The sequence below is a fragment of the Brenneria tiliae genome, assembly GCF_023347575.1.
Classification (GTDB): Bacteria; Pseudomonadota; Gammaproteobacteria; order Enterobacterales; family Enterobacteriaceae; genus Brenneria; species Brenneria corticis.
Genome location: NZ_JAKPCB010000103.1, coordinates 270,103 through 291,222 on the forward strand (window position 1 = coordinate 270,103; position 21,120 = coordinate 291,222).

The following is a 21,120-nucleotide window of genomic DNA, read 5'->3' on the forward strand; positions in this document are numbered from 1 at the left end:
TGTGTCTGAACGCAGTTTTCCATTCACCAGCCGGTTAATCTACCCCGAAAATGATACTAACTTCGTAATCGGGTAACAAATGGAAAAATTGTATTGCTAAATGTAAATTTCAGGGAACTTTGTGAGCTATAACCAAAATTAAAAAAAAAGAACCGGGAGACCCGGCTCTTCTTTTCTACATATTTGTTTTACTTATATTAAATTTTTATTTAGAAACTGGCGTTCCTTGGCGTACGCGGGAAAGGGATAACGTCGCGCACATTTTGTACTCCGGTAACATAGGCGATCAGCCGTTCGAAGCCCAAACCGAAACCAGAATGCGGAATGGTGCCGTAACGGCGCAGATCCCGATACCACCAGTAGTCTTCTTTTTTCAGTCCCATCTCTTCCAGACGGCTATCCAACTGCTCCAGACGCTCTTCGCGCTGGGACCCGCCGATAATTTCACCGATTCCCGGCGCCAGCACATCCATGGCGGCGACGGTTTTACCGTCGCTGTTCATGCGCATATAGAATGCCTTGATATCTTTCGGATAGTTTTTAACCACCACCGGCGCTTTAAAATGTTGCTCCGCCAGATAGCGTTCGTGCTCGGAAGAGAGGTCGACGCCCCAGTAAACCGGGTTTTCAAACCCTTGACCGCAGTTTTGCAGGATTTCCACGGCGTCGGTGTAGTCGACCTGGGCAAAATCAGCGGTGATAAAGTTTTCCAGACGGCTGACCGCTTCCTTATCCACGCGCTGGGCGAAAAACGCCATATCGTCCGCGCGCTCATCCAGCACCGCCTGGAACACGTATTTCAACAGTTTTTCCGCCAGGCCGGCGATATCATCCAGCGAAGCAAAGGCCACTTCAGGCTCGATCATCCAGAACTCGGCCAGATGGCGGCTGGTATTGGAGTTTTCCGCGCGGAACGTCGGCCCGAAGGTATACACCTTGGAAAGGGCGCAGGCGTAGGTTTCGCCGTTCAACTGGCCGGATACGGTAAGAAAGGCTTCTTTACCGAAAAAGTCTTCGCTGAAATCCACCTTGCCCTGTTCGGTGCGCGGCAGATTTTCCAGATCGAGGGTGGAAACGCGGAACATTTCGCCGGCGCCTTCGGTGTCGGAAGCGGTGATCAGCGGGGTGGAGACCCAGAAGTAACCGTTTTCATGGAAGAAACGGTGAATGGCCTGAGCCAGCGTATGACGAACGCGGGCCACGGCGCCGATCAGATTGGTGCGCGGACGCAAATGCGCCACTTCGCGCAGATATTCGATGCTGTGGCGTTTGGCCGCCATCGGGTAGGTATCGGGATCGTCCACCCAGCCGACAACCTTGACCGCGGATGCCTGCAGCTCAAAGCTCTGGCCTTCGCCCGGAGAGGCCACGACCTTACCGGTAATTTCCACCGAGCAGCCGGTGGTCAGGCGCAGCACGTCATCCTGATAATTGGAGAGATTATTATTCACCACCGCCTGTAACGGATTAAAGCAGGAGCCGTCATAAACGGCAACAAAGGAGATACCGGCTTTAGAATCTCTCCGGGTACGTACCCAGCCGCGCACGGTGACTTCGCTGTCAACGGCAACACGGCCTTGCAGTACGTCGACTACAGGCACTACGCTCATAAAATTCTCTCTTCAATCAAATATTGTTTAGAAACAGTGGATGACCCTGAAAAGGGTAATTCGTTATGTTACTTGCCGTCGAGCAGGACACAAGCAGAAATCGCCGGAATGCCATAAGTTTTATGCATTCCGGCGCGGGTGGGTTAAAGATCGGGCAATCATCGGGGGACGAAGCGGCGGTCAACTGGCTTTTTTAACGCGGGGCAGGTCGAACGCCTTGCGTAATTCACTGACGAAGGCCTGGTCCTGACAAATCGTTTTACCGGGGCTGTCGGAAAGTTTGGCGACGGGCTTACCGTTGCACTCCACCAGCTTGATAACGATATTCAATGGCTTAACGCCGGGTATATCGCAGGTCAGACGCGTTCCTATGCCGAATACCAGATTGATGCGCCGCTGGAAATGGCGGTAAAGATGCAGCGCCTTATCGAGATTCAGATTATCGGAGAACACCAGCGTCTTGCTTAGCGGGTCGATATCCAGACGCTGATAGTGGGCGATGGCCTTTTCACCCCAGTCGATGGGATCGCCGGAGTCATGCCGCAGTCCCTGATAAGCGGCGGCGAACGGGCGGTCGAAGTCGCGCAGAAAGGCGTCCATGGTAATACAGTCGGTTAGCGCGATGCCCAACTGGTCGGGATATTCGCGCAGCCACATCTGTAACGCCGCGCGCTGGCTGTTGGCAAGCTCCGGGCTGATTTGCTGGTGCGCCTGAAACCATTCATGCGCCTGGGTGCCAACCGGCGTCAAATTTAAACGGCGGGCCAAATCATAGTTGCTGGTGCCGATTAAATAGGGAAACTCGCTCTGCAACGTCGCGACGATCATCCGCTGCACTTCACGGGAAAAGCGCCGGCGGGTGCCGAAATCCATCAGTCTGAAACCGCCGGTATCCACGTCCGCGCTGATTTTACGGAAGTGATCCAGCGTCTTGTGCAGTTGATCAACCGCCTGAAGCGGCACGATCCGCGGCGAGCGGTTGCGGTGGACGACCTCGCTGATTACCGCCAGCAGCGGGACTTCCCATAGGATCACTTCGCGCCACGGCCCGGCAATGCGGATATCCAGCCTGCCGTGGTGATTTTTGATACTGACCTGCCGGGGATTGAAACGAAATTTCCGCAGCCAGTCGAGATAATCCGCTTTGAAAAAAGGTAAAGAAGAGAGATAGCTGAATTCTTCGTCGCTCAAGACCAGGTGTTGCATAAAATTAACCTGTTCGGCGATCTCTTCAGCATAGATCCCTAACAGCTCATCATCGCGGCAGCGGAATTCAGCCGCCACGTCGACATGATAATAGTGATGATACACCGCCTGTTGCATATGCAGCTTATAGGCATCGGTATCCAGCACTGAGGTCAGGATCGGGGGAGTGTGTAAAGTCATAATGCGTTACAGCATCCTCGTTAGACGCGTGTCCGTTAGCGGGACTATCGGCAAGGTCTGAGTAGTATACCCTGCTTGGCCAAATATTACCTTATCACAACATATGGGGGTGCCCGAGGCGAGATTCAAACGTGCTATGGCATGATTATTATTCGCATTATTTTATCATGGTAACATTGATGCAACAGGCATAGACTTGATGGATAAAGCTTATAACGAGGTGAAAACTTTATATGAATCAACAGCCGCAAGTGAAATATCGCCACGACTACCGGGCGCCGGATTATACCATCACCGAGATCGCGCTGGATTTCGACCTGCACGCCGAGCAAACCCGGGTAAAGGCGGTGAGCCAGGTGGTGCTGCAGGGCGAGCAGGGAGCGCCGCTAAAGCTGGATGGCGAAGGCCTGAAGCTGGTGAGCCTGAGCGTGGACGGCGCGTCATGGCCGCATTACCAGCAGCAGGATGGCGGGTTGACACTGACGCAGTTGCCGGCCGAATTTACGCTGAGCATTGAAACCGAGATCAACCCGGCGGCCAATAGCGCCCTGGAAGGGTTGTACCAGTCCGGCGACGCGCTGTGCACGCAGTGCGAGGCGGAAGGTTTCCGCCATATTACCTACTACCTGGATCGCCCGGACGTGCTGGCGAAATTCACCACGCGCATCACCGCCGACAGGTCGCGCTATCCCTATCTGCTTTCCAACGGCAACCGGATTGCCCAGGGTGAGCTGGCCGACGGCCGGCATTGGATCGAATGGCAGGATCCCTTCCCCAAGCCCTGTTATCTGTTTGCGCTGGTCGCCGGGGATTTTGATCTTCTGGAGGATCGTTTTACCACTCGCTCCGGCCGCGAGGTGGCGCTTGAGCTGTACGTCGATCGCGGCAATCTGGACCGCGCCGACTGGGCCATGGCCTCGTTGAAGAACGCCATGAAGTGGGACGAAACCCGCTTCGGACTGGAGTATGACCTCGACATCTATATGATTGTCGCGGTGGATTTCTTCAATATGGGGGCGATGGAAAATAAGGGGCTAAACGTATTCAACTCCAAATATGTGCTGGCCAAGGCCGAAACCGCCACCGATAAAGATTATCTGAATATTGAAGCGGTGATCGGCCATGAATATTTCCATAACTGGACCGGCAACCGCGTGACCTGCCGCGACTGGTTCCAACTTAGCCTGAAAGAAGGGCTGACGGTGTTCCGCGATCAGGAGTTCAGCTCCGATCTGGGTTCCCGCGCGGTTAACCGCATTGATAATGTGCGGGTGATGAGAGGAGCGCAGTTTGCCGAGGACGCCAGCCCGATGTCGCACCCGATTCGTCCCGATCAGGTGATAGAAATGAACAACTTCTATACGCTGACCGTATACGAAAAAGGATCGGAAGTGATCCGCATGCTGCACACCCTGCTGGGCGAGGAAAAATTCCAGGCGGGCATGCGGCTCTACTTTGAGCGCCATGACGGCAGCGCGGCGACCTGCGACGATTTTGTTCAGGCGATGGAAGACGCCTCCGGCGTGGATCTGAGACAGTTCCGCCGCTGGTACAGCCAGTCGGGCACCCCGGTGCTGACCATCCGCGACGATTACGATGCGCAATCCCAGCAGTATGTGCTGCACGTCGCCCAGGCGACGCCGGTAGGCGCCGACAAGCAGCCGAAGCTGCCGCTGCATATTCCGCTGGATATTGAACTGTACGATGCTCAAGGAGAGGCGATCCCGCTGCAAAGAAACGGGCAGCCGGTGTCCTCGGTATTGAACGTTACCGAAGCTGAACAGACCTTTATTTTCGATCGGGTTCCCTGCCAGCCGGTTCCCTCTCTATTGCGTGAGTTCTCCGCGCCGGTAAAACTGAACTACGCCTGGAGCGACGCGCAGCTGACCTTTCTGATGCGCCACGCCAGCAACGCGTTTTCCCGCTGGGACGCGGCGCAGAGCCTGCTGGCCAATTACCTGCGGCTGAATGTTTCCCGCTATCAGCAACAGCAGGCGCTTTCATTGCCCATGCATGTGGTTGACGCGTTCCGCGCCATTTTGCTGGACGATAAGCTGGATCCCATGCTGGCGTCGCAGATCCTGACGCTGCCGAGCGAAAATGAGATCGCCGAACTGTTCGAAACCATCGATCCGACGGCCATCGCCGCCGTGCGCGACGGCCTGGTTCGGGCGCTGGCGAAAGAAATGGCGGATGAGTGGCTGGCGGTTTATCGCGCCAACCTGACGCCGCAATACCGTATTGAGCACGGCGATATCGGTAAACGCGCCCTGCGTAATATTTGCCTGTACTATCTGGCGTTTGGCGATGAGGCCGAGGCGGATAAGCTGGTGAACGCGCAGTATCGGCAGGCTGATAACATGACCGACTCGCTGGCGGCGCTGTCCGCCGCGGTAAGCGCCCGGTTGCCGGTGCGTGATGCGTTGCTGGCCGACTTTGACGAGCGCTGGCATCAGGACGGCCTGGTGATGGATAAATGGTTTACCCTTCAGGCCACCAGCCCGGCGGCGGATGTGCTTGAGCGGGTGCGCGAACTACAGCGGCATCGTTCATTCAGCCTGAATAATCCCAACCGTCTGCGCGCGCTGATCGGCGCTTTTACCGCCTCCAATCCCGCCGCCTTTCACGCGCCAGACGGCAGCGGTTATCGCTTCCTGACCGAGATCCTGACCGATCTCAATACCCGCAACCCGCAGGTCGCGGCGCGATTAATCGAGCCTTTAATTCGTTTAAAACGCTACGACGCCAAACGGCAGGCGCTGATGCGTCAGGCGCTGGAGCAGTTAAAATCGCTGGAAAATCTGTCCGGCGATCTGTTCGAGAAGATCGGCAAAGCGTTGCAGGATTAAAGCCGGGTTCGCTAGTGATCTATGCGCAGGCCGTTTGGCCTGCGTCAGACCATTGACAAAGTAACCATTGGTAATAGCGAAGCCAAATCCGTTATTCCCCACCAACTTACACCCCCGTCATTCCCGCGCAGGCGGGAATCAGCCGATGGCTGTCAACGGTTTCAGAGGGAGATCCCCGCCTGCGCGGGGATGACTGCTGGTGGTGTTCGGGATGACTATGGCGGAGTGGGTTTATCAGCAACCTGCACTTTCCATGTGAGCTATTCCTGCCTGAGAAGGAATAGCGCCGGTCTCCGCGCGCAAACGTTTTACTTTCCGCAGTGATGGCACTACCATTTCGCCGTATTCCGACTTTGTTTATTTGCAATGGGGATCTCAGGAGACGATATGTTCTATCCCGTTATCAGGAAAGCTTTATTTCAGCTCGATCCAGAACGAGCGCATGAACTGACCTTCCAGCAATTACGCCGTATCACCAATACCCCTCTCGAATTTCTCGTCCGTCAGTCCGTTCCCACCAAGCCGGTCAACTGCATGGGGCTGTCGTTTAAAAACCCGCTCGGCCTGGCCGCCGGGCTGGATAAAGACGGCGACTGTATTGATGCGCTGGGCGCGATGGGGTTCGGGTTTATTGAAGTGGGCACCGTAACGCCGCGTCCGCAACCCGGAAATGACAAGCCGAGACTGTTCCGTATCGTCGAAGCGGAAGGGCTGATTAACCGCATGGGATTTAATAATCAGGGCGTCGACTATCTGGTTGAGCAGGTAAAAAAATCACGTTTCGGCGGCGTATTAGGGATCAATATCGGTAAAAATAAAGATACGCCGGTAGAGCAGGGGAAAGAGGATTATCTGATCTGCATGGATAAGATCTATCCTTATGCCGGCTATATTGCGATAAATATCTCTTCGCCTAATACGCCGGGATTACGCAGCCTGCAATATGGCGAGGCGCTGGACGATCTTTTACTGGCTATAAAAAACAAGCAGGCCGAGTTAAATGAGAAATATCAGAAATATGTTCCGGTCGCGGTAAAGATCGCGCCGGATCTTTCCGAGGAAGAATTGATCCAGATAGCGGATAGCCTGGTGCGTCATAACATCGACGGGGTGATCGCCACCAATACCACGCTCGATCGAAAATTGATCCAGGGATTAAATTACTGCGGTCAGGCCGGGGGATTAAGCGGTCGTCCTTTACAGCAGTCCAGTACGGAAATTATCCGTCGGTTATCGCGGGAATTAGACGGACGCCTGCCGATTATCGGCGTAGGCGGTATTGATTCTCTGATTGCCGCTCGGGAAAAGCTGGATGCCGGCGCCACCCTGATTCAGATATATTCCGGCTTTATTTTCCGCGGTCCGCGACTGATTAAAGATATCGTGACACATATTTAATCATTTCTGCCTTTCATTTATCTCCGGGGGGTTTATTTATTCCCCCGGCTAGTCTATATTTTACTCGTTTGCATAAATAAGCTATCAACAACTGCCGGTTTTTTTATTGCAAGGTTTTGCAATCAGCCATTTCCTATTAATAGGTGTAACAAAAGGCGAAGGGTAAATAATATGAAGTTGAAACCTGACGATAACTGGCGCTGGTATTTTGATACCGAACACGATCGGCTGATGCTGGATCTCGCCAACGGCATGTTATTCCGTTCGCGTTTCCCGTCTAAAATGCTAACCCCGGATGCTTTTAATGAATGCGCATTCTGCGTTGAAGACGCGGCTTTATTTTTTACCTATAACGAAAAATGCCAAAAGATGGCATTGAGCCGCGACCTTCAGGGCGAATTAATATTGAACGCGCTGGTCGCCAGCCGTTTTCTCAAACCGCTGATGCCCAAAAGCTGGCATTTTGTGCAGCAGCCTTCAGGCGCTGCGCCCGCGCCGCAAACCGGCGATATTGTTCAGGTTCGCCTGACGGAAAATAATGACGCGGCGTATTTTCTGGTCGCCGAGGCCGGCGATAAAGCCAGCCTGTGTCTGCTGGCTCAGGAACAGCTGATGCTGAATGGCAAAATGATGGCGCTGGGGGATGCGATAAAAATCATGCACGACAGGTTATTGCCCGTCGCCCTTCAGGATGCGGACGAACAGACGCCGTCTCCTTTTCAGTTCGCCAACGTGGTCTAACGCCCGGCGTCTTTATTTATTGCAGGCTGATATCGCTTTGCGGAATGCAACTGCAGGCGAGAATGGCGCCGTTTTCGCCGACGGCGCTTTCCTTGAGTGCCGCAACCTCTCCGCTGACCAACGTCAGCTTACAGCAGCCGCATATGCCGGCCCGGCAGGAATAGGGGATACGCACCCCTTGCTGCTCCAACTGCTCCAGCAGGATTTGCTGATTGTTTCCCTTCAGCCTTTGTCCCCGATATTCAATGGTTATCGCCCGTTCGCCTTGCGGTTTGAGCGCGACGCTCTCCACGACTTTGCCTGAACCATAAGGGCGCGGCGGTTTGGTCGCCAGCACTTCCAGCGTATCGCCGACCCGGATAATGCCGCCGTTGCGGGCAATAAGATTGAGGCCGAAATCGACGTCGCCGTTTTCCGCGCTGCGGAAGGATTGCAGGGTCGCCAGCGGCTCGGCCGTCGGGTGTTTTCTGCCGCGTTCAATACTCACCGTGGTCAGCACGCAGCGGCTACAGGGTTTGGCGACGTCGAAAATCACCTCGCCGACCCGCAGGGTTTGCCAGCTGTCTTCGGCAAACGCCGCGGCGCCGGCCACCACCAGATTAGGGCGGAACTGCTCCAGCCTGACGCCTGCCGGGCAGCGTTGGCGCAGCGCCTGCAAAGAGGCTTCATTGATTAATAAGAAAGGGTATCCGTCGGCGAAAGAGAGCGCGACGTCGGGATGTTTTTTAACCCGGCGTGATGGATTGTCGCCCACCCAGCGCAGCTGGACCTGCCGCCGGAAATAGCGGCTTAGCCAGCTATTGACGGCGTCGGGGGCCACTCGCGCCGTAAAGTGGCTGCCCCAGACTTCCGTTGGCTGCGGCGTGCCGGCGAAATCGCTAAAGCGTACGCTGGCGGTTTGCCCGTCGGGGGCGCGGATAAACAGGCCGTCCGGCAGCAGGGCCGGGGTAAACAGCACCATTTGCGGATACTGGCGGGCGGTAATAAAGGTTCCGTCCGGTTGCGTCACCATAAAGCTGCGATCCTGCGCCAGACCGCTTGCCGACGCCACGGCGTGTGATAACTGTAAGCCGCGCATGGATTTTACCGGATGGATATAAAGCCGCGTTACGCCGATCACCGCTGATTCCTTGTGGAAGTAAAACGGCAACTTTATGACAAGCGTCGCGGATTAGCTATAATGCGCCTCAATTTTCTTTTTGGTGATATCGAAGATATGAATGCTCTGTTTGCCAGCACGGCTCGTGGTCTGGAAGAATTGTTAAAAAATGAGCTTGAAGCGCTGGGCGCGCAGGCCTGTGCCGTGGTGCAAGGAGGCGTGCATTTTCAGGGCGATAATCGTCTGTTGTATCAAAGCCTGCTGTGGAGCCGCCTGGCGTCGCGCATTTTGCTGCCGCTGAACGAGTTCAAGGTGCATAGCGATCTGGATTTGTACCTCGGCGTACAGGCCATCGACTGGTCGACGATATTCAGCGTCGACAAAACCTTCGCCGTGCATTTTACCGGCACCAACGACGATATCCGCAATAGCCAGTATGGCGCGCTAAAGGTCAAAGACGCCGTTGTGGACAGCTTCACCCGTAAAACGGGGCAGCGCCCGGACGTGGCGAAACAGCAGCCGGATATCCGCATCAACGTCTTTTTACAGCGCGATACCGCCAGCGTGGCGTTGGACCTGAGCGGCGAAGGGCTGCATCAGCGCGGTTATCGCCAGCAGGCCGGCATGGCGCCGCTGAAAGAAAACCTGGCGGCGGCGATCGTGCTGCGTTCCGGCTGGCAAAAAGAGACTCCGCTGCTCGACCCGATGTGCGGTTCCGGCACGCTGCTGATTGAAGCGGCGATGATCGCCGCCGATCGCGCGCCCGGTCTGCATCGCACCCATTGGGGCTTTAACGCCTGGCTGCGGCACGACGCCGAACTGTGGCGCGAATTGCTGACGGAGGCGCAGCAGCGCGCGCGACGGGGATTGCAGCAAACCTCCGCGCGCTTTTTTGGTTCCGACAACGACCGCCGGGTGATCGAGATAGCCAGGGCTAACGCCCGGCGCGCCGGCGTCGCCGAATTAATCACCCTGACGGTGCAGGATGCCGCCCAGCTACAGAATCCGTTGCCGCAGGGTCCGGTCGGCACGGTGGTGAGCAATCCGCCGTACGGCGAGCGGCTGGATAGCGAACCGGCATTGATTGCGCTGCACAACCTGCTGGGACGCAAGATGAAAAGCGAGTTCGGCGGCTGGCAACTGTCGTTGTTCAGCGCCTCGCCGGAACTGCTCAGCTGTCTGCAACTGCGCGCCGAACGCCAGTTCAAGGCGAAAAACGGTCCGCTGGACTGCGTGCAGAAGAACTATCAGCTTGCCGCCGGCCAGGGTGAAAACAGCGGCCGCATCGCCGAGGATTTCGCCAACCGTCTGCGCAAGAATCTGCGCAAGCTGGATAAATGGGCCAGGCAGCAGGGCATTGAATGCTACCGCCTGTACGATGCCGATCTGCCCGACTATAACGTGGCGGTCGACCGCTACGGCAGTTGGGTGGTGGTGCAGGAGTACGCGCCGCCGAAAACCGTGGATGCGCAGAAAGCGCGCCAGCGTTTGTTTGATGTGATTAACGCCACGCTGAGCGTGCTGGATATCCCGTCGAACCAGCTGATTTTGAAAACCCGCGAGCGTCAGAAAGGCAAAAGCCAGTATGAAAAACTGGCGCAAAAGGGCGAATTTTTGCTGGTAACGGAGTATAACGCCAAGCTGTGGGTCAATCTGACCGATTATCTGGACACCGGCCTGTTTCTCGATCACCGCGTAGCCCGCAAAACGCTGGGTGAAATGAGTCAGGGCAAGGATTTTCTCAACCTGTTCGCCTATACCGGCAGCGCCAGCGTCCATGCGGGGCTGGGCGGGGCGCGCAGCACCACCACGGTGGATATGTCGCGCACCTATCTGGAGTGGGCGGAAAAAAATCTGCGGGTCAACGGCCTGACCGGGCGCCAGCACCGTCTGATCCATGCTGACTGCCTGTCGTGGCTGCGCGAGGCCAACGAACAGTTTGACGTGATTTTTATCGATCCTCCCACGTTCTCCAACTCGAAACGGATGGAGGAGTCGTTTGACGTACAGCGCGATCATCTGGCGTTGATGAAGGATCTTAAGCGGCTGCTGCGTCGCGGCGGCACCATCATGTTTTCCAACAATAAGCGCGGATTCCGCATGGATACGCCGGGCCTGGCGGCGCTGGGTCTGGCGGCGCGCGAGATTACCGCCGCGACGCAATCGGCGGATTTTGCCCGCAATCGTCAGATTCACAACTGCTGGCTGCTGACGCACGCCGGCGAGGAAAAGTAACAGATGTCATTAATCAGCGTATCGGGCGCATGGCTGTCATTCAGCGATGCCCCGCTGTTAGATAACACAGAACTGCATATTGAAGAAAACGAGCGCGTCTGTCTGGTGGGCCGCAACGGCGCCGGCAAGTCGACGCTGCTGAAAATTCTGGCGCGGGAAGTTCCGCTGGATGACGGGCGGATCGTCTACGAGCAGGACCTGATCGTGGCGCGCCTGCAACAGGATCCGCCGCGCGATATCGCCGGCACGGTATTCGATTTTGTGGCGGAAGGCGTCGCCGCTCAGGCTGATTACCTGAAGAATTATCACGCGACGCTGCGCCTGGTGGAGACCGATCCCAGTGAAAAGAACCTGAATCAGCTGGCGAAATTGCAGGATATTCTTGAACATCAGGGGCTGTGGCAGTTGGAAAGCCGCATCCACGAAGTGCTGGAGCAGCTCGGTCTGAGCGCCGACGCGCCGCTGGCCTCGCTGTCCGGCGGCTGGCTGCGTAAAGCGGCGCTGGGGCGCGCGCTGGTCAGTTCGCCCAGAGTGCTGCTGCTGGATGAGCCCACCAACCATCTGGATATTGAAACCATCGACTGGCTGGAAACCTTTCTGAAAACCTTCCAGGGCAGCATCGTATTTATCTCGCACGACCGCTCCTTTATTCGCAATATGGCGACCCGCATTGTCGATCTGGATCGCGGCAAGCTGGTTTCCTGGCCGGGCAACTACGATAAGTATCTGCAGGGGAAAGAGGAAGCCCTGCGGGTGGAAGATCTGCAAAATGCCGAGTTCGATCGCAAACTGGCGCAGGAAGAAGTGTGGATCCGCCAGGGCATCAAGGCGAGGCGTACGCGCAACGAAGGGCGGGTGCGGGCGCTGAAAGCCATGCGTCAGGAGCGTTCCCAGCGCCGGGAAGTGATGGGCTCCGCGAAAATGCAGGTGGAAGAGGCGGCGCGCTCCGGTAAAATTGTTTTCGAACTGGAAGCGGTTAACTACCAGATTGATGACAAAATTCTGGCCCGTAATTTCTCCGCTCAGGTGCAGCGCGGCGATAAAATCGCCCTGGTGGGGCCGAACGGCTGCGGTAAAACCACGCTGTTGAAACTGATGCTGGGGGAACTGACGCCCACCGGCGGACGGGTTCACTGCGGCACCAAACTGGAAGTGGCTTATTTCGATCAGCACCGCGCCGAGCTGGATCCGGAACGTACCGTGATGGATAACCTGGCGGAAGGGAAACAGGAGGTGATGGTCAACGGCCGTCCGCGTCATATACTGGGATACCTGCAGGACTTCCTGTTCCACCCCAAACGGGCGATGACGCCGGTTAAAGCCCTCTCCGGCGGCGAGCGCAACCGTTTATTGCTGGCGCGTCTGTTTCTGAAACCCAGTAATCTGCTGATTCTCGATGAGCCGACCAACGATCTGGATGTGGAAACGCTGGAGCTGCTGGAAGAGCTGATCGACAGCTACCAGGGAACCGTGCTGCTGGTCAGTCACGATCGCCAGTTTGTCGATAATTCGGTAACGGAATGCTGGATCTTCGAAGGCGACGGGGAGATCTCCCGTTATGTCGGCGGTTACTACGACGCCCGGAAGCAGCGCGCCGAGTCGATACCGCTGCGTAGCGCGCCGGCGGCGTCCGCGCCGAATCACTCATCCGCGGCCGGCAGCACTTCCGCACAGCCCGCTAAACGCAATTCGGCAAAACTGAGCTATAACCAACAGCGTGAGTTGGATCAACTGCCGTTGCAAATCGAGCAGCTGGAGCAGCGGATTGACGCGCTGCAAACACAAATGAGCGACGCCGGTTTTTACAGCCGTCCGTATGAAGAGACCCAGCCGGTGCTGACGGCTTTGGCGGAAGCGGAAAAAAACCTGGAGTCCTGCTTTGCACGTTGGGAAGAACTTGAGGCGCAAAGGAACGGCTAATATTTAGCAACAGATGGCCTGATGTCATCGCGATGGCGACATCAGGCGTATTTCTTTAAGGAGATTGGCTAATAGTGTGTTCCCACCAGCATCACCATGATGACTACATGCTCTGCCCGCACTGTGATTTGCTGGTGCAGCTGCCGGCGCTGTCCCATGGGCAAAAAGCGGTCTGTCCCCGTTGTAAAGCGGCATTGACCGGTCATCAGGCGGAGCCCGGTAAACGCCCGCTCGGTTATGCGATCAGCGCATTAATTATGCTGCTGCTGGCAAACCTTTTTCCGTTCGTGAGTATGCGGGTGGCGGGAATCACCAGTGAAATCAACCTGGTGGAAATCGCCAAAGTGATGGTGGCGGAAGATTATGCCAGCGTCGCCACGCTGTTTATGCTCTTTGTGCAGCTGGTTCCCGCCTTTTGTATGCTAACGGCGATTCTGCTTTGTCTGGGGGTCGCTTTGCCGTTGCCGTTGAAAAAAGTGATGGGCAAGGTGCTGTTTCAGCTAAAAAGCTGGGGCATGGCGGAAATTTTTCTCGCCGGCGTATTGGTCAGCTTCGTCAAACTGATGGCCTACGGGGACATCGGCATCGGCACCAGCTTTATGCCTTTTGTGCTGTTTTGCATATTGCAGTTGCTGGCGTTTCAAAGCCTGGATCGCCGCTGGCTGTGGAATGAGATCGCCCCGCCGCCGGATTTGGCTGCGGCGCCGCAAACGGGCGTCAGCGGGTTGTCGCAGGGATTGCGCTCCTGTACGTGCTGTACGGCGATATTGCCTGCCGGCCGCCTGGTCTGCCCGCGCTGTCACAGCCGCGGGCATGCGCGCAGGAAGCACAGTTTGCAGTGGACGATGGCGCTATTGATAACCTCGATAATGCTGTATATCCCCTCGAATCTGATGCCCATCATGATCACCGAATCCCTGGGCAATCAAATGGGATCGACCATTATGTCCGGCGTTATCCTGCTGTGGGGAAGCGGCTCATATCCGGTGGCGCTGGTGATTTTTATCGCCAGTATCATGGTGCCGACGCTGAAGATGCTGGCGCTGGGGTGGTTATGCTGGAGCGTGCATGGCAGGGAAAAACGGGATCGCGAACGTTTGCATGTGGTGTACGAAATCGTTGAATTTGTCGGACGCTGGTCAATGATCGATGTGTTTGTGATTGCCGTGCTGTCGGCGCTGGTGCGAATCGGGCGGTTGATGAGCATTTATCCCGCTATTGGCGCGCTGTTGTTTGCTTCCGTGGTGATTTTGACTATGGTTGCCGCCATGACCTTTGATCCCCGGTTACTGTGGGATCGCCGTGAAGTTTTTCATAAGGAGTCCTCCGTTGACGAAAGATAAATACGCCGTTGCGGATGTAGAAACCATTAAACGCTGGTCGCCGGTGTGGATTGTTCCCATTGTTACGGTGCTGATCGGAGCGTGGATATTATTTTATCATTTCAGCCATCAGGGGCCGCAAATCACCCTGTTGACCAAAAATGCCGAGGGCATCGAGGCCGGAAAAACCACCATCAAGAGCCGCAGCGTTGACGTCGGCGTGGTGGAGAGCGTGACGCTGAGCGACAATCTTCATCAGGTGGAAATCAAGGCGCGCCTGCACGATGGCATGGATAAGCTGCTGAAGGAGGATTCGGCGTTCTGGGTGGTTAAACCGCAGGTCGGACGCGCGGGGATCTCCGGTTTGGGCACCCTGCTGTCGGGCGTTTATATCGAGATTCAGCCCGGGGCGCACGGCGAGGAAAAAAAGGAATTCACCCTGCTTGATACCCCGCCTCTGGCATCCCCCGACGCCAAAGGCATTCGCATTGCCCTTGATAGCGAGCAGTCCGGCCAGCTAAACGTCGGCGACCCGGTGCTGTTTCGCGGTTACCGCGTCGGCTCGGTCGAAACCAGCGAGTTTGATCCCAAGGCGCGCAAAATTCGCTATCAGCTGTTTATCTCCGCGCCTTACGACACCCTGGTGACCACCAACGTTCGCTTCTGGAAAGACAGCGGCGTGGCGTTCGATATGTCCGCCCAGGGGATGCGGGTGGAGATGGGATCGTTAGCCACGCTGTTCAGCGGCGGCGTCAGCTTTGACGTGCCGGCCGGCTGGGAGCTGGGCGATGCCGCCACGCCGTTGGCCGAATATAAGCTCTTTGACGACCAGCGCAGCATTCAGGATTCCCTGTACACTGAATACAAGGAGTACCTGATGTTCTTCAACGAATCGGTGCGCGGTTTGCAGGCGGGGGCGCCGGTTGAATTCCGCGGCATTCGGTTGGGAACGGTGGCCCAGGTGCCGTTTTTCACCAAGGACCTGAAACAGGATATTGATAACGATTACCGGATTCCGGTGCTTATCCGCATCGAGCCGGGCCGTTTCGCCAAGGATCTGGGGGACGACTTCAACTTCGAACAGCACCTGTCCGAGTCCCAACCGCTGGGATTGCGGGCGGCGTTAAAAAGCGCCAATCTTCTTACCGGCTCGCTGTTTATCGATATTGATTTCTATCCGCAGGAAAAAACCAACGGTAAGCTGGTGACCATCGACGGCTATCCGGTATTGCCGACCGTTGGCGGCGGCCTGTCGCAAATTCAGCAAAAACTGATGGCGGTCCTGGATAAGATCAACGGTCTGCCGCTCGATCCCATGGTTAATGAGGCTACCCAGACGCTGGCGGAAAGTCAGGCTACGCTGCGGGAAATGCAAAAAACCCTGGCTTCGCTCAACAAGATCACCGCCAGCAAGGCGATGCAGGATCTGCCGCAGGATATGCAGCAAACCCTGCGTGAGCTGAACCGCAGCATGAAGGGCTTCCAGCCGGGTTCTCCGGCGTATAACAAGATGCTGGGCGATATGCAGCGCCTGGATCAGGTACTGCGCGAGCTGCAGCCGGTGCTGCGTACCCTGAATGAGAAGAGCAACGCCCTGGTGTTTGAGGCATCGGGCAGCGAAGATCCTCAACCGAAGAAGGCGAAAAAATAATGATGAAAGGATGGACTCTGGCGTTGGCGCTGCTGCTGACCGCCTGCAGCGGCGGCTCGCAAAAGACCTACTATCAGTTACCGGCTGCCCCGGAGGCGGCGACGCCGGTTGAGAAGACGCAAAACGGCGGGCAACTGTGGCTGGAACACGTCAGCGTGGCGGACTATCTGGCTAACGCCGGTCTGGTCTACCAGACCAACGACGTGCAGTATGTCATTGCCAGCAATAATCTCTGGGCCAGTCCGCTGGACCAGCAGCTTCAGCAGTCGCTGGTGGCGAACCTGGGGCGTAGCATGCCGGGATGGCTGGTGACGACGCAGCCGCAAGGCGGCGAGCAGTCGGTGCTGAATATCTCGGTGACCGCTTTTCACGGCCGCTACGACGGTAACGTGGTGATCGGCGGGGAATGGGTGCTGAACCATCAGGGGCAGGTGCGTAAACAGCCGTTTAACGTGGTGCTGCCGCAGTCCGAAGACGGTTACGATGCGCTGGTCAGAACACTGGCGCAGGGATGGCGGCAGGTCGCTCAATCCATCGCCCGGCAGGCCGCTGCCGCCGACTGACATCCGTCATCACCGAGCCTCTGGAGGGGATATGCGCCGCGGCATATCGCTTGCAGAGGCTTTATTTTTGCCCCCTTGCGCGCCTCTCTCAGGCGTTCCGTCGCGCCTTTCTTTTCCGTTACGGAAAACTCCCATTCTGGCTCACAAATGTGACATTGGCGTGAATTTTGCGCCTTGACCTTTGACCGCATAATGGCTATTCATAATCTGTGGTTGCTTATTAAGTAATCACTGTTTTCTTTCCACCAGATTAATAATGAGGGAAATAAGGCATGAAGAGACAGAAACGCGATCGCCTTGAAAGGGCTCATTCACGTGGTTATCAAGCGGGTATTTCAGGCAGACCGAGGGAGCTTTGTCCGTATCAATCGATAAATGCCCGGTCTTACTGGTTGGGAGGCTGGCGACAGGCCATGGAGGATAAGGCCGTTACCGCTTAACGTGCCTTGTCATTAATGAGGGAGCAGCCTCCGCATTGCGCGGGGGCTTTTTTATAGGGAGCGGGCGTTACGGGCGACAGCCCGCCGCCGAACGCCTAACGCACTTCCTGGCTATTGGCGACATCCAGCGGCCAGGATTCAAACAGGTAGCCATCGAAGTCGATATCATCGACATTGGAGAACTCCAGCAGTCGCTGCTTCACATTCTCCAAATGCTGCCACATGGCGAATTTCGCCGCCCGCGCGTCTTTTTTAATCAGCGCGGCGAGGATTTTTTTATGATCCTCCAGCCACTGTTTGCGATAGTGGGTATTCACCAGATGACGATGCAGCTGGTTCCACATCACGTTATCTTCACGCCACTGCCATGACTGTTTAAACAGCTCGACCAGCATGCTGTTATGCGTCGCTTCGGCGATTGCCAGATGGAAATTACGGTCGCCGTTTTCGGTTTCATTCACCGCGCCGGAAGCCAGCTCTTTCTCTTCCAGCGCCAGCGCCTGACGCATTTTGATAATATCTTCGCGCGTCGCCTGTAGCGCGGCGAACTCGGCGATATTGCTCTCCAGCAACTGGCGCGCCTGCAACATTTCAAAGGGTCCGGCGTCATTGCAGCCGGCCGGCGGGGTTGTCGGCTGCGCCGGGCCGTCGCGAATCACAAAGATCCCTGCGCCGCGCCGCACCTCAATCAAACCTTCCAGTTCCAGCATAATCAGCGCTTCACGCACCAGCGTACGGGTGACGTCCAGCAGCGCGGCGATTTCACGTTCCGGCGGCAGCCGTTCGCCCACAGCATACCGTTTTTGCGTAATCATATTACGGATCATTTCCCCCACTTCCTGGTAAGGGCGCTGTGGTGAGGTCGGTGTTTTCATCTTGTTGTTTATCTGCTGGTTAATGGATTAATAAGTTCGGTTACTTTCGCCAGACTATAGCATACCGGGCGTGACGGATATCTGCCCTGGCCGCCGCATTTTACTGCATAAGGCGGCCGGAACGGACTTATGCCGTCGGTAAGGCAAAGTAGCGTTCTGCGGTGGTAGCATAAATGGGATCATAAGGACGGGCTCAGTGATTCGACGGCCGCGCGCGCGCCGGACTGGCACAGCTGTTGATAAGCCTGCTGCAGCGCGGCGACGAAGTCCGTATTAGCCGGCAGGTCCGCGCCGAAAACGGCGCTGATGGCGAGCAGGGCGCCGACGCGTTCGTCACCCGCCGGATAGCGCTGGTTAATGGCGTCGAACCGGGCGGATAATGGGTCAACCACCTCAATCGCCTTATCCTGCTCGTCCGTGCCCAGCACATAGCGCATCCAGCCCGCGACGCCCAGCGCCAGATGACGCCAGTCTGTGCCGTCCGCCAGATGGCGACGGATCGAGTCCAGCATACGCTGCGGCAGTTTCTGGCTGCCGTCCATGGCGATTTGCCAGGTGCGGTGATGCAACGCCGGGTTGCTAAAACGTTCAATTAACCGATGGGCATAAGCCTCAAGATCGGTGCCTGGCGGCATTATCAGCGTTGGCGCCTGTTCCGTCATCATCAGGGTAAATGCCGCCCGGCGGTACGCCGGATTGCTCATGGTTTCAGCGATGGTCTGATAGCCGCCGAGATAACCGAGATAGGCGAGGAATGAGTGGCTGCCATTCAGCATACGCAGTTTCATCAGCTCGAACGGCGCGACATCCGCAACAAACTGCGCACCGACCCGATCCCAGTCCGGACGGCCATTGACGAAATTGTCTTCAATCACCCACTGGCGAAACGGCTCGCAGGCGATGGCGCAGGGATCGTATACGCCGAGCAGCGCGGCGATCTCCCGCAGGCTCTCTTCCGTGGCGGCGGGCACAATGCGGTCCACCATGGTGCAGGGGAAGGTCGCCTGGCTGGCGATCCACTCCGCCAGCGCGGCGTCACGCTGATGGGCGAGACCGAGCACGGCGGCGCGCGCCACACGGCCGTTGTCGCGCAGGTTGTCGCAGGAGAGCACCGTAAACGGGATCAGCCCTCGTTCGCGCCGCAGTCGCAGCGCCTCGACAATATAGCCGATAGCGGATTTCGGCTCGCCAGGGTGGGCAAGATCGTGCTGAATCAGCGCGTTATTGAGATCCAGTTCACCGCTGGCCGCATCGCTGCAGTAGCCTTTTTCCGTCACGGTGAGGGAGACAATCGTCGTCTGCTCTCGCGTCAGCGCCTGCAGAATGCCGTCGCAGCCGTCCAGCGCCGGATGCAGCGCCTCGGTTATCGCGCCGATAATTTTCAGTTCGGTCTGCTCTGCGCCTTTCTCCGCCACGGTATACAGCAGCCGTTGTCGGCGCAGCTTTTCCATCAGCAACTTGCTGCTGGCCGACATCAGGTTGACCTCGCAGATGCCCCAGTCGCCGTCGCTGATTTCCAGCAGATGATGGGTGTACAACGCCTGATGGGCGCGATGAAACGCGCCGCAGCCAAGGTGGACGATACGCGGTTGTAGTCGCGCGCGCTCCCAGTGCGGACGGGCCACCGTTAACGGCACGGCGGCAATAGTGTTTTCCATATCAGACTCCAGTCACAGGAAAGGCGGAACGGCGCTAGCGGAAAAACGCGCGGTGAACCGCCAGCTCAACGCCGCGGATTTCCGCCAGACCTTTCAGACGGCCAATCGCCGAATAGCCCGGATTGGTTTTCTTTTTCAGGTCATCCAGCATCTGGTGGCCGTGGTCCGGACGCATGGGGATCAGATCTGGCTGTCCGGCCGCCGCGCGGCGATGCTCCTCGGCGGCGATAGCTTTGATCACTTCATACATATCGACATCGCCCGCCAGATGGGGGGCTTCATGGAAGCTGTTCGGATTCTCTTCGCGCAGGATGGAGCGCAGATGGGCGAAGTAAATCCGCGGGCCGAACTCCTTGATCATACCGACCAGATCGTTATCGGCACGCACGCCGTAGGAGCCGGTGCACATGGTGAAACCGTTGGCGGTGCTGCTGACGGTTTCCACCATCCATTGCAGATCTTCGGCGGTGGAGACGATACGCGGCAGGCCGAGAATCGGGCGCGGCGGATCGTCAGGATGCACCGCCATACGCACGCCGACCTCTTCCGCCACCGGGATAATGCCGCGCAGGAAGCGGGCGAAGGTTTTACGCAGTTCGGCTTTGCCAATCCCTTCGTAGCGCGCCAACTGGGCACGAAACTGATCCAGCGTATAGCCCTCTTCCGCGCCGGGAAGGCCAGCGATGATATTGCGCGTCAGACGCGTTTTGCTCTCTTCACTCATGCTGGCGAAACGCCGGCCGGCTTGCGCAATCTCCTCGCCGCTGTAGTCGTTTTCCGCGCCGGGACGCTGCAGGATATGCAGCTCAAATACCGCAAATTCAATCTGGTCGAAGCGCAGCGCTTTGGCGCCATCCGGCAATGAGTACTCCAGGTCGGTGCGCGTCCAGTCGAGGATCGGCATAAAATTGTAGCACACGGTGGTGATGCCGCACTGCGCCAGGTTGCGCAGCGACTGCTGGTAGTTGCCAATCCATTTCTCACACTGGCCGCCGCCGGTTTTTATCTCTTCGTGGACCGGCACGCTTTCCACTACCGACCAGACCAAGCCGGCGGCTTCAACCGTCGCTTTGCGCTTCAGGATCTCTTCTACCGTCCAGACTTCGCCGTTCGGGATATGGTGCAGGGCGGTGACAATGCCGCTAGCGCCGGCCTGCCGGGCATCGGCGAGGGAGACGGGATCATTGGGGCCATACCAGCGCCAGGTCTGCTTCATGTTGTTACCTCCAGTAATATCTCGCACCGGATACAGCCGCGCCATATCGGGTTACCATTTTGCAAATTGGTTGACTTATATAAATGAGACAGGCCAATTTAGCGCGCTTACGTCTTTCTTTAACGCTGAATTTCAGCTAATTAGCTATTCATGTCAA

General features: G+C 56.9%; 15 protein-coding genes. 9 read left to right on the forward strand and 6 right to left on the reverse strand.

What is annotated here, in order from left to right; translation table 11 throughout:
• Nucleotides 1–209: 209 nt before the first annotated feature.
• Entirely contained in the window at nucleotides 210–1,610 is a 1,401-nt protein-coding gene (gene asnS / locus MFP24_RS22060; protein ID WP_249232513.1) for an asparagine--tRNA ligase, read from the reverse strand.
• Between the two features lie 180 nt (nucleotides 1,611–1,790).
• Entirely contained in the window at nucleotides 1,791–2,996 is a 1,206-nt protein-coding gene (gene pncB / locus MFP24_RS22065; protein ID WP_249232512.1) for a nicotinate phosphoribosyltransferase, read from the reverse strand.
• A 233-nt stretch (nucleotides 2,997–3,229) separates the two neighbouring features.
• Here pncB and pepN point away from each other — a divergent pair, with 233 nt between their 5' ends.
• The 3 genes from pepN to MFP24_RS22080 all read left to right on the forward strand — a co-directional run bounded on the left by pepN (nucleotide 3,230) and on the right by MFP24_RS22080 (nucleotide 7,984).
• The gene (gene pepN / locus MFP24_RS22070; RefSeq protein WP_249232511.1) at nucleotides 3,230–5,845 is read left to right on the forward strand and encodes an aminopeptidase N; all 2,616 of its coding nucleotides are present in this window, start codon (nucleotides 3,230–3,232) and stop codon (nucleotides 5,843–5,845) included.
• A gap of 387 nt (nucleotides 5,846–6,232) precedes the next feature.
• Nucleotides 6,233–7,243: a quinone-dependent dihydroorotate dehydrogenase gene (pyrD, locus tag MFP24_RS22075; protein ID WP_249232510.1), complete on the forward strand. Its 1,011-nt coding sequence runs from the start codon at nucleotides 6,233–6,235 to the stop codon at nucleotides 7,241–7,243.
• A gap of 171 nt (nucleotides 7,244–7,414) precedes the next feature.
• Nucleotides 7,415–7,984 carry a cell division protein ZapC gene (locus tag MFP24_RS22080; RefSeq protein ID WP_249232509.1) on the forward strand — a complete coding sequence of 190 codons (570 nt, stop codon included), beginning with the start codon at nucleotides 7,415–7,417 and terminating at the stop codon, nucleotides 7,982–7,984.
• Nucleotides 7,985–8,000: 16 nt separating this feature from the next.
• On the opposite strand, the gene MFP24_RS22085 is transcribed toward MFP24_RS22080, so the two are convergent.
• Nucleotides 8,001–9,104: a YcbX family protein gene (locus MFP24_RS22085; RefSeq protein ID WP_249232508.1), complete on the reverse strand. Its 1,104-nt coding sequence runs from the start codon at nucleotides 9,102–9,104 to the stop codon at nucleotides 8,001–8,003.
• A gap of 96 nt (nucleotides 9,105–9,200) precedes the next feature.
• Between MFP24_RS22085 and rlmKL the strand changes: the two genes are divergently transcribed.
• The 6 genes from rlmKL to rmf all read left to right on the forward strand — a co-directional run bounded on the left by rlmKL (nucleotide 9,201) and on the right by rmf (nucleotide 17,214).
• Nucleotides 9,201–11,318 carry a bifunctional 23S rRNA (guanine(2069)-N(7))-methyltransferase RlmK/23S rRNA (guanine(2445)-N(2))-methyltransferase RlmL gene (gene rlmKL / locus MFP24_RS22090; protein ID WP_249232507.1) on the forward strand — a complete coding sequence of 706 codons (2,118 nt, stop codon included), beginning with the start codon at nucleotides 9,201–9,203 and terminating at the stop codon, nucleotides 11,316–11,318.
• 3 nt (nucleotides 11,319–11,321) lie between these two features.
• Nucleotides 11,322–13,238 (forward strand): ABC transporter ATP-binding protein, encoded by a 1,917-nt coding sequence (locus tag MFP24_RS22095; protein ID WP_249232506.1) that lies wholly within the window; start codon nucleotides 11,322–11,324, stop codon nucleotides 13,236–13,238.
• A gap of 74 nt (nucleotides 13,239–13,312) precedes the next feature.
• Complete coding sequence (pqiA, locus tag MFP24_RS22100) at nucleotides 13,313–14,581, forward strand: membrane integrity-associated transporter subunit PqiA (RefSeq protein ID WP_318011356.1); 1,269 nt, start codon at nucleotides 13,313–13,315, stop codon at nucleotides 14,579–14,581.
• On the forward strand, nucleotides 14,568–16,211 hold the full coding sequence (gene pqiB, locus MFP24_RS22105) for an intermembrane transport protein PqiB (RefSeq protein WP_249232505.1): 1,644 nt from the start codon (nucleotides 14,568–14,570) through the stop codon (nucleotides 16,209–16,211). Before pqiA ends, pqiB begins: the two co-directional genes overlap by 14 nt.
• Entirely contained in the window at nucleotides 16,211–16,774 is a 564-nt protein-coding gene (gene pqiC, locus MFP24_RS22110) for a membrane integrity-associated transporter subunit PqiC (RefSeq protein WP_249232504.1), read from the forward strand. Before pqiB ends, pqiC begins: the two co-directional genes overlap by 1 nt.
• 272 nt (nucleotides 16,775–17,046) lie before the next feature.
• Nucleotides 17,047–17,214 (forward strand): ribosome modulation factor, encoded by a 168-nt coding sequence (gene rmf, locus MFP24_RS22115; RefSeq protein ID WP_009113168.1) that lies wholly within the window; start codon nucleotides 17,047–17,049, stop codon nucleotides 17,212–17,214.
• 95 nt (nucleotides 17,215–17,309) lie between these two features.
• On the opposite strand, the gene uxuR is transcribed toward rmf, so the two are convergent.
• The 3 genes from uxuR to uxuA form a co-directional block, all read right to left on the reverse strand.
• Nucleotides 17,310–18,089 (reverse strand): Uxu operon transcriptional regulator, encoded by a 780-nt coding sequence (gene uxuR / locus MFP24_RS22120; RefSeq protein ID WP_249232503.1) that lies wholly within the window; start codon nucleotides 18,087–18,089, stop codon nucleotides 17,310–17,312.
• A 179-nt stretch (nucleotides 18,090–18,268) separates the two neighbouring features.
• On the reverse strand, nucleotides 18,269–19,747 hold the full coding sequence (locus tag MFP24_RS22125; RefSeq protein WP_249232502.1) for a fructuronate reductase: 1,479 nt from the start codon (nucleotides 19,745–19,747) through the stop codon (nucleotides 18,269–18,271).
• Nucleotides 19,748–19,781: 34 nt separating this feature from the next.
• Nucleotides 19,782–20,963 (reverse strand): mannonate dehydratase, encoded by a 1,182-nt coding sequence (gene uxuA / locus MFP24_RS22130; RefSeq protein ID WP_249232501.1) that lies wholly within the window; start codon nucleotides 20,961–20,963, stop codon nucleotides 19,782–19,784.
• Nucleotides 20,964–21,120 lie beyond the last annotated feature (157 nt).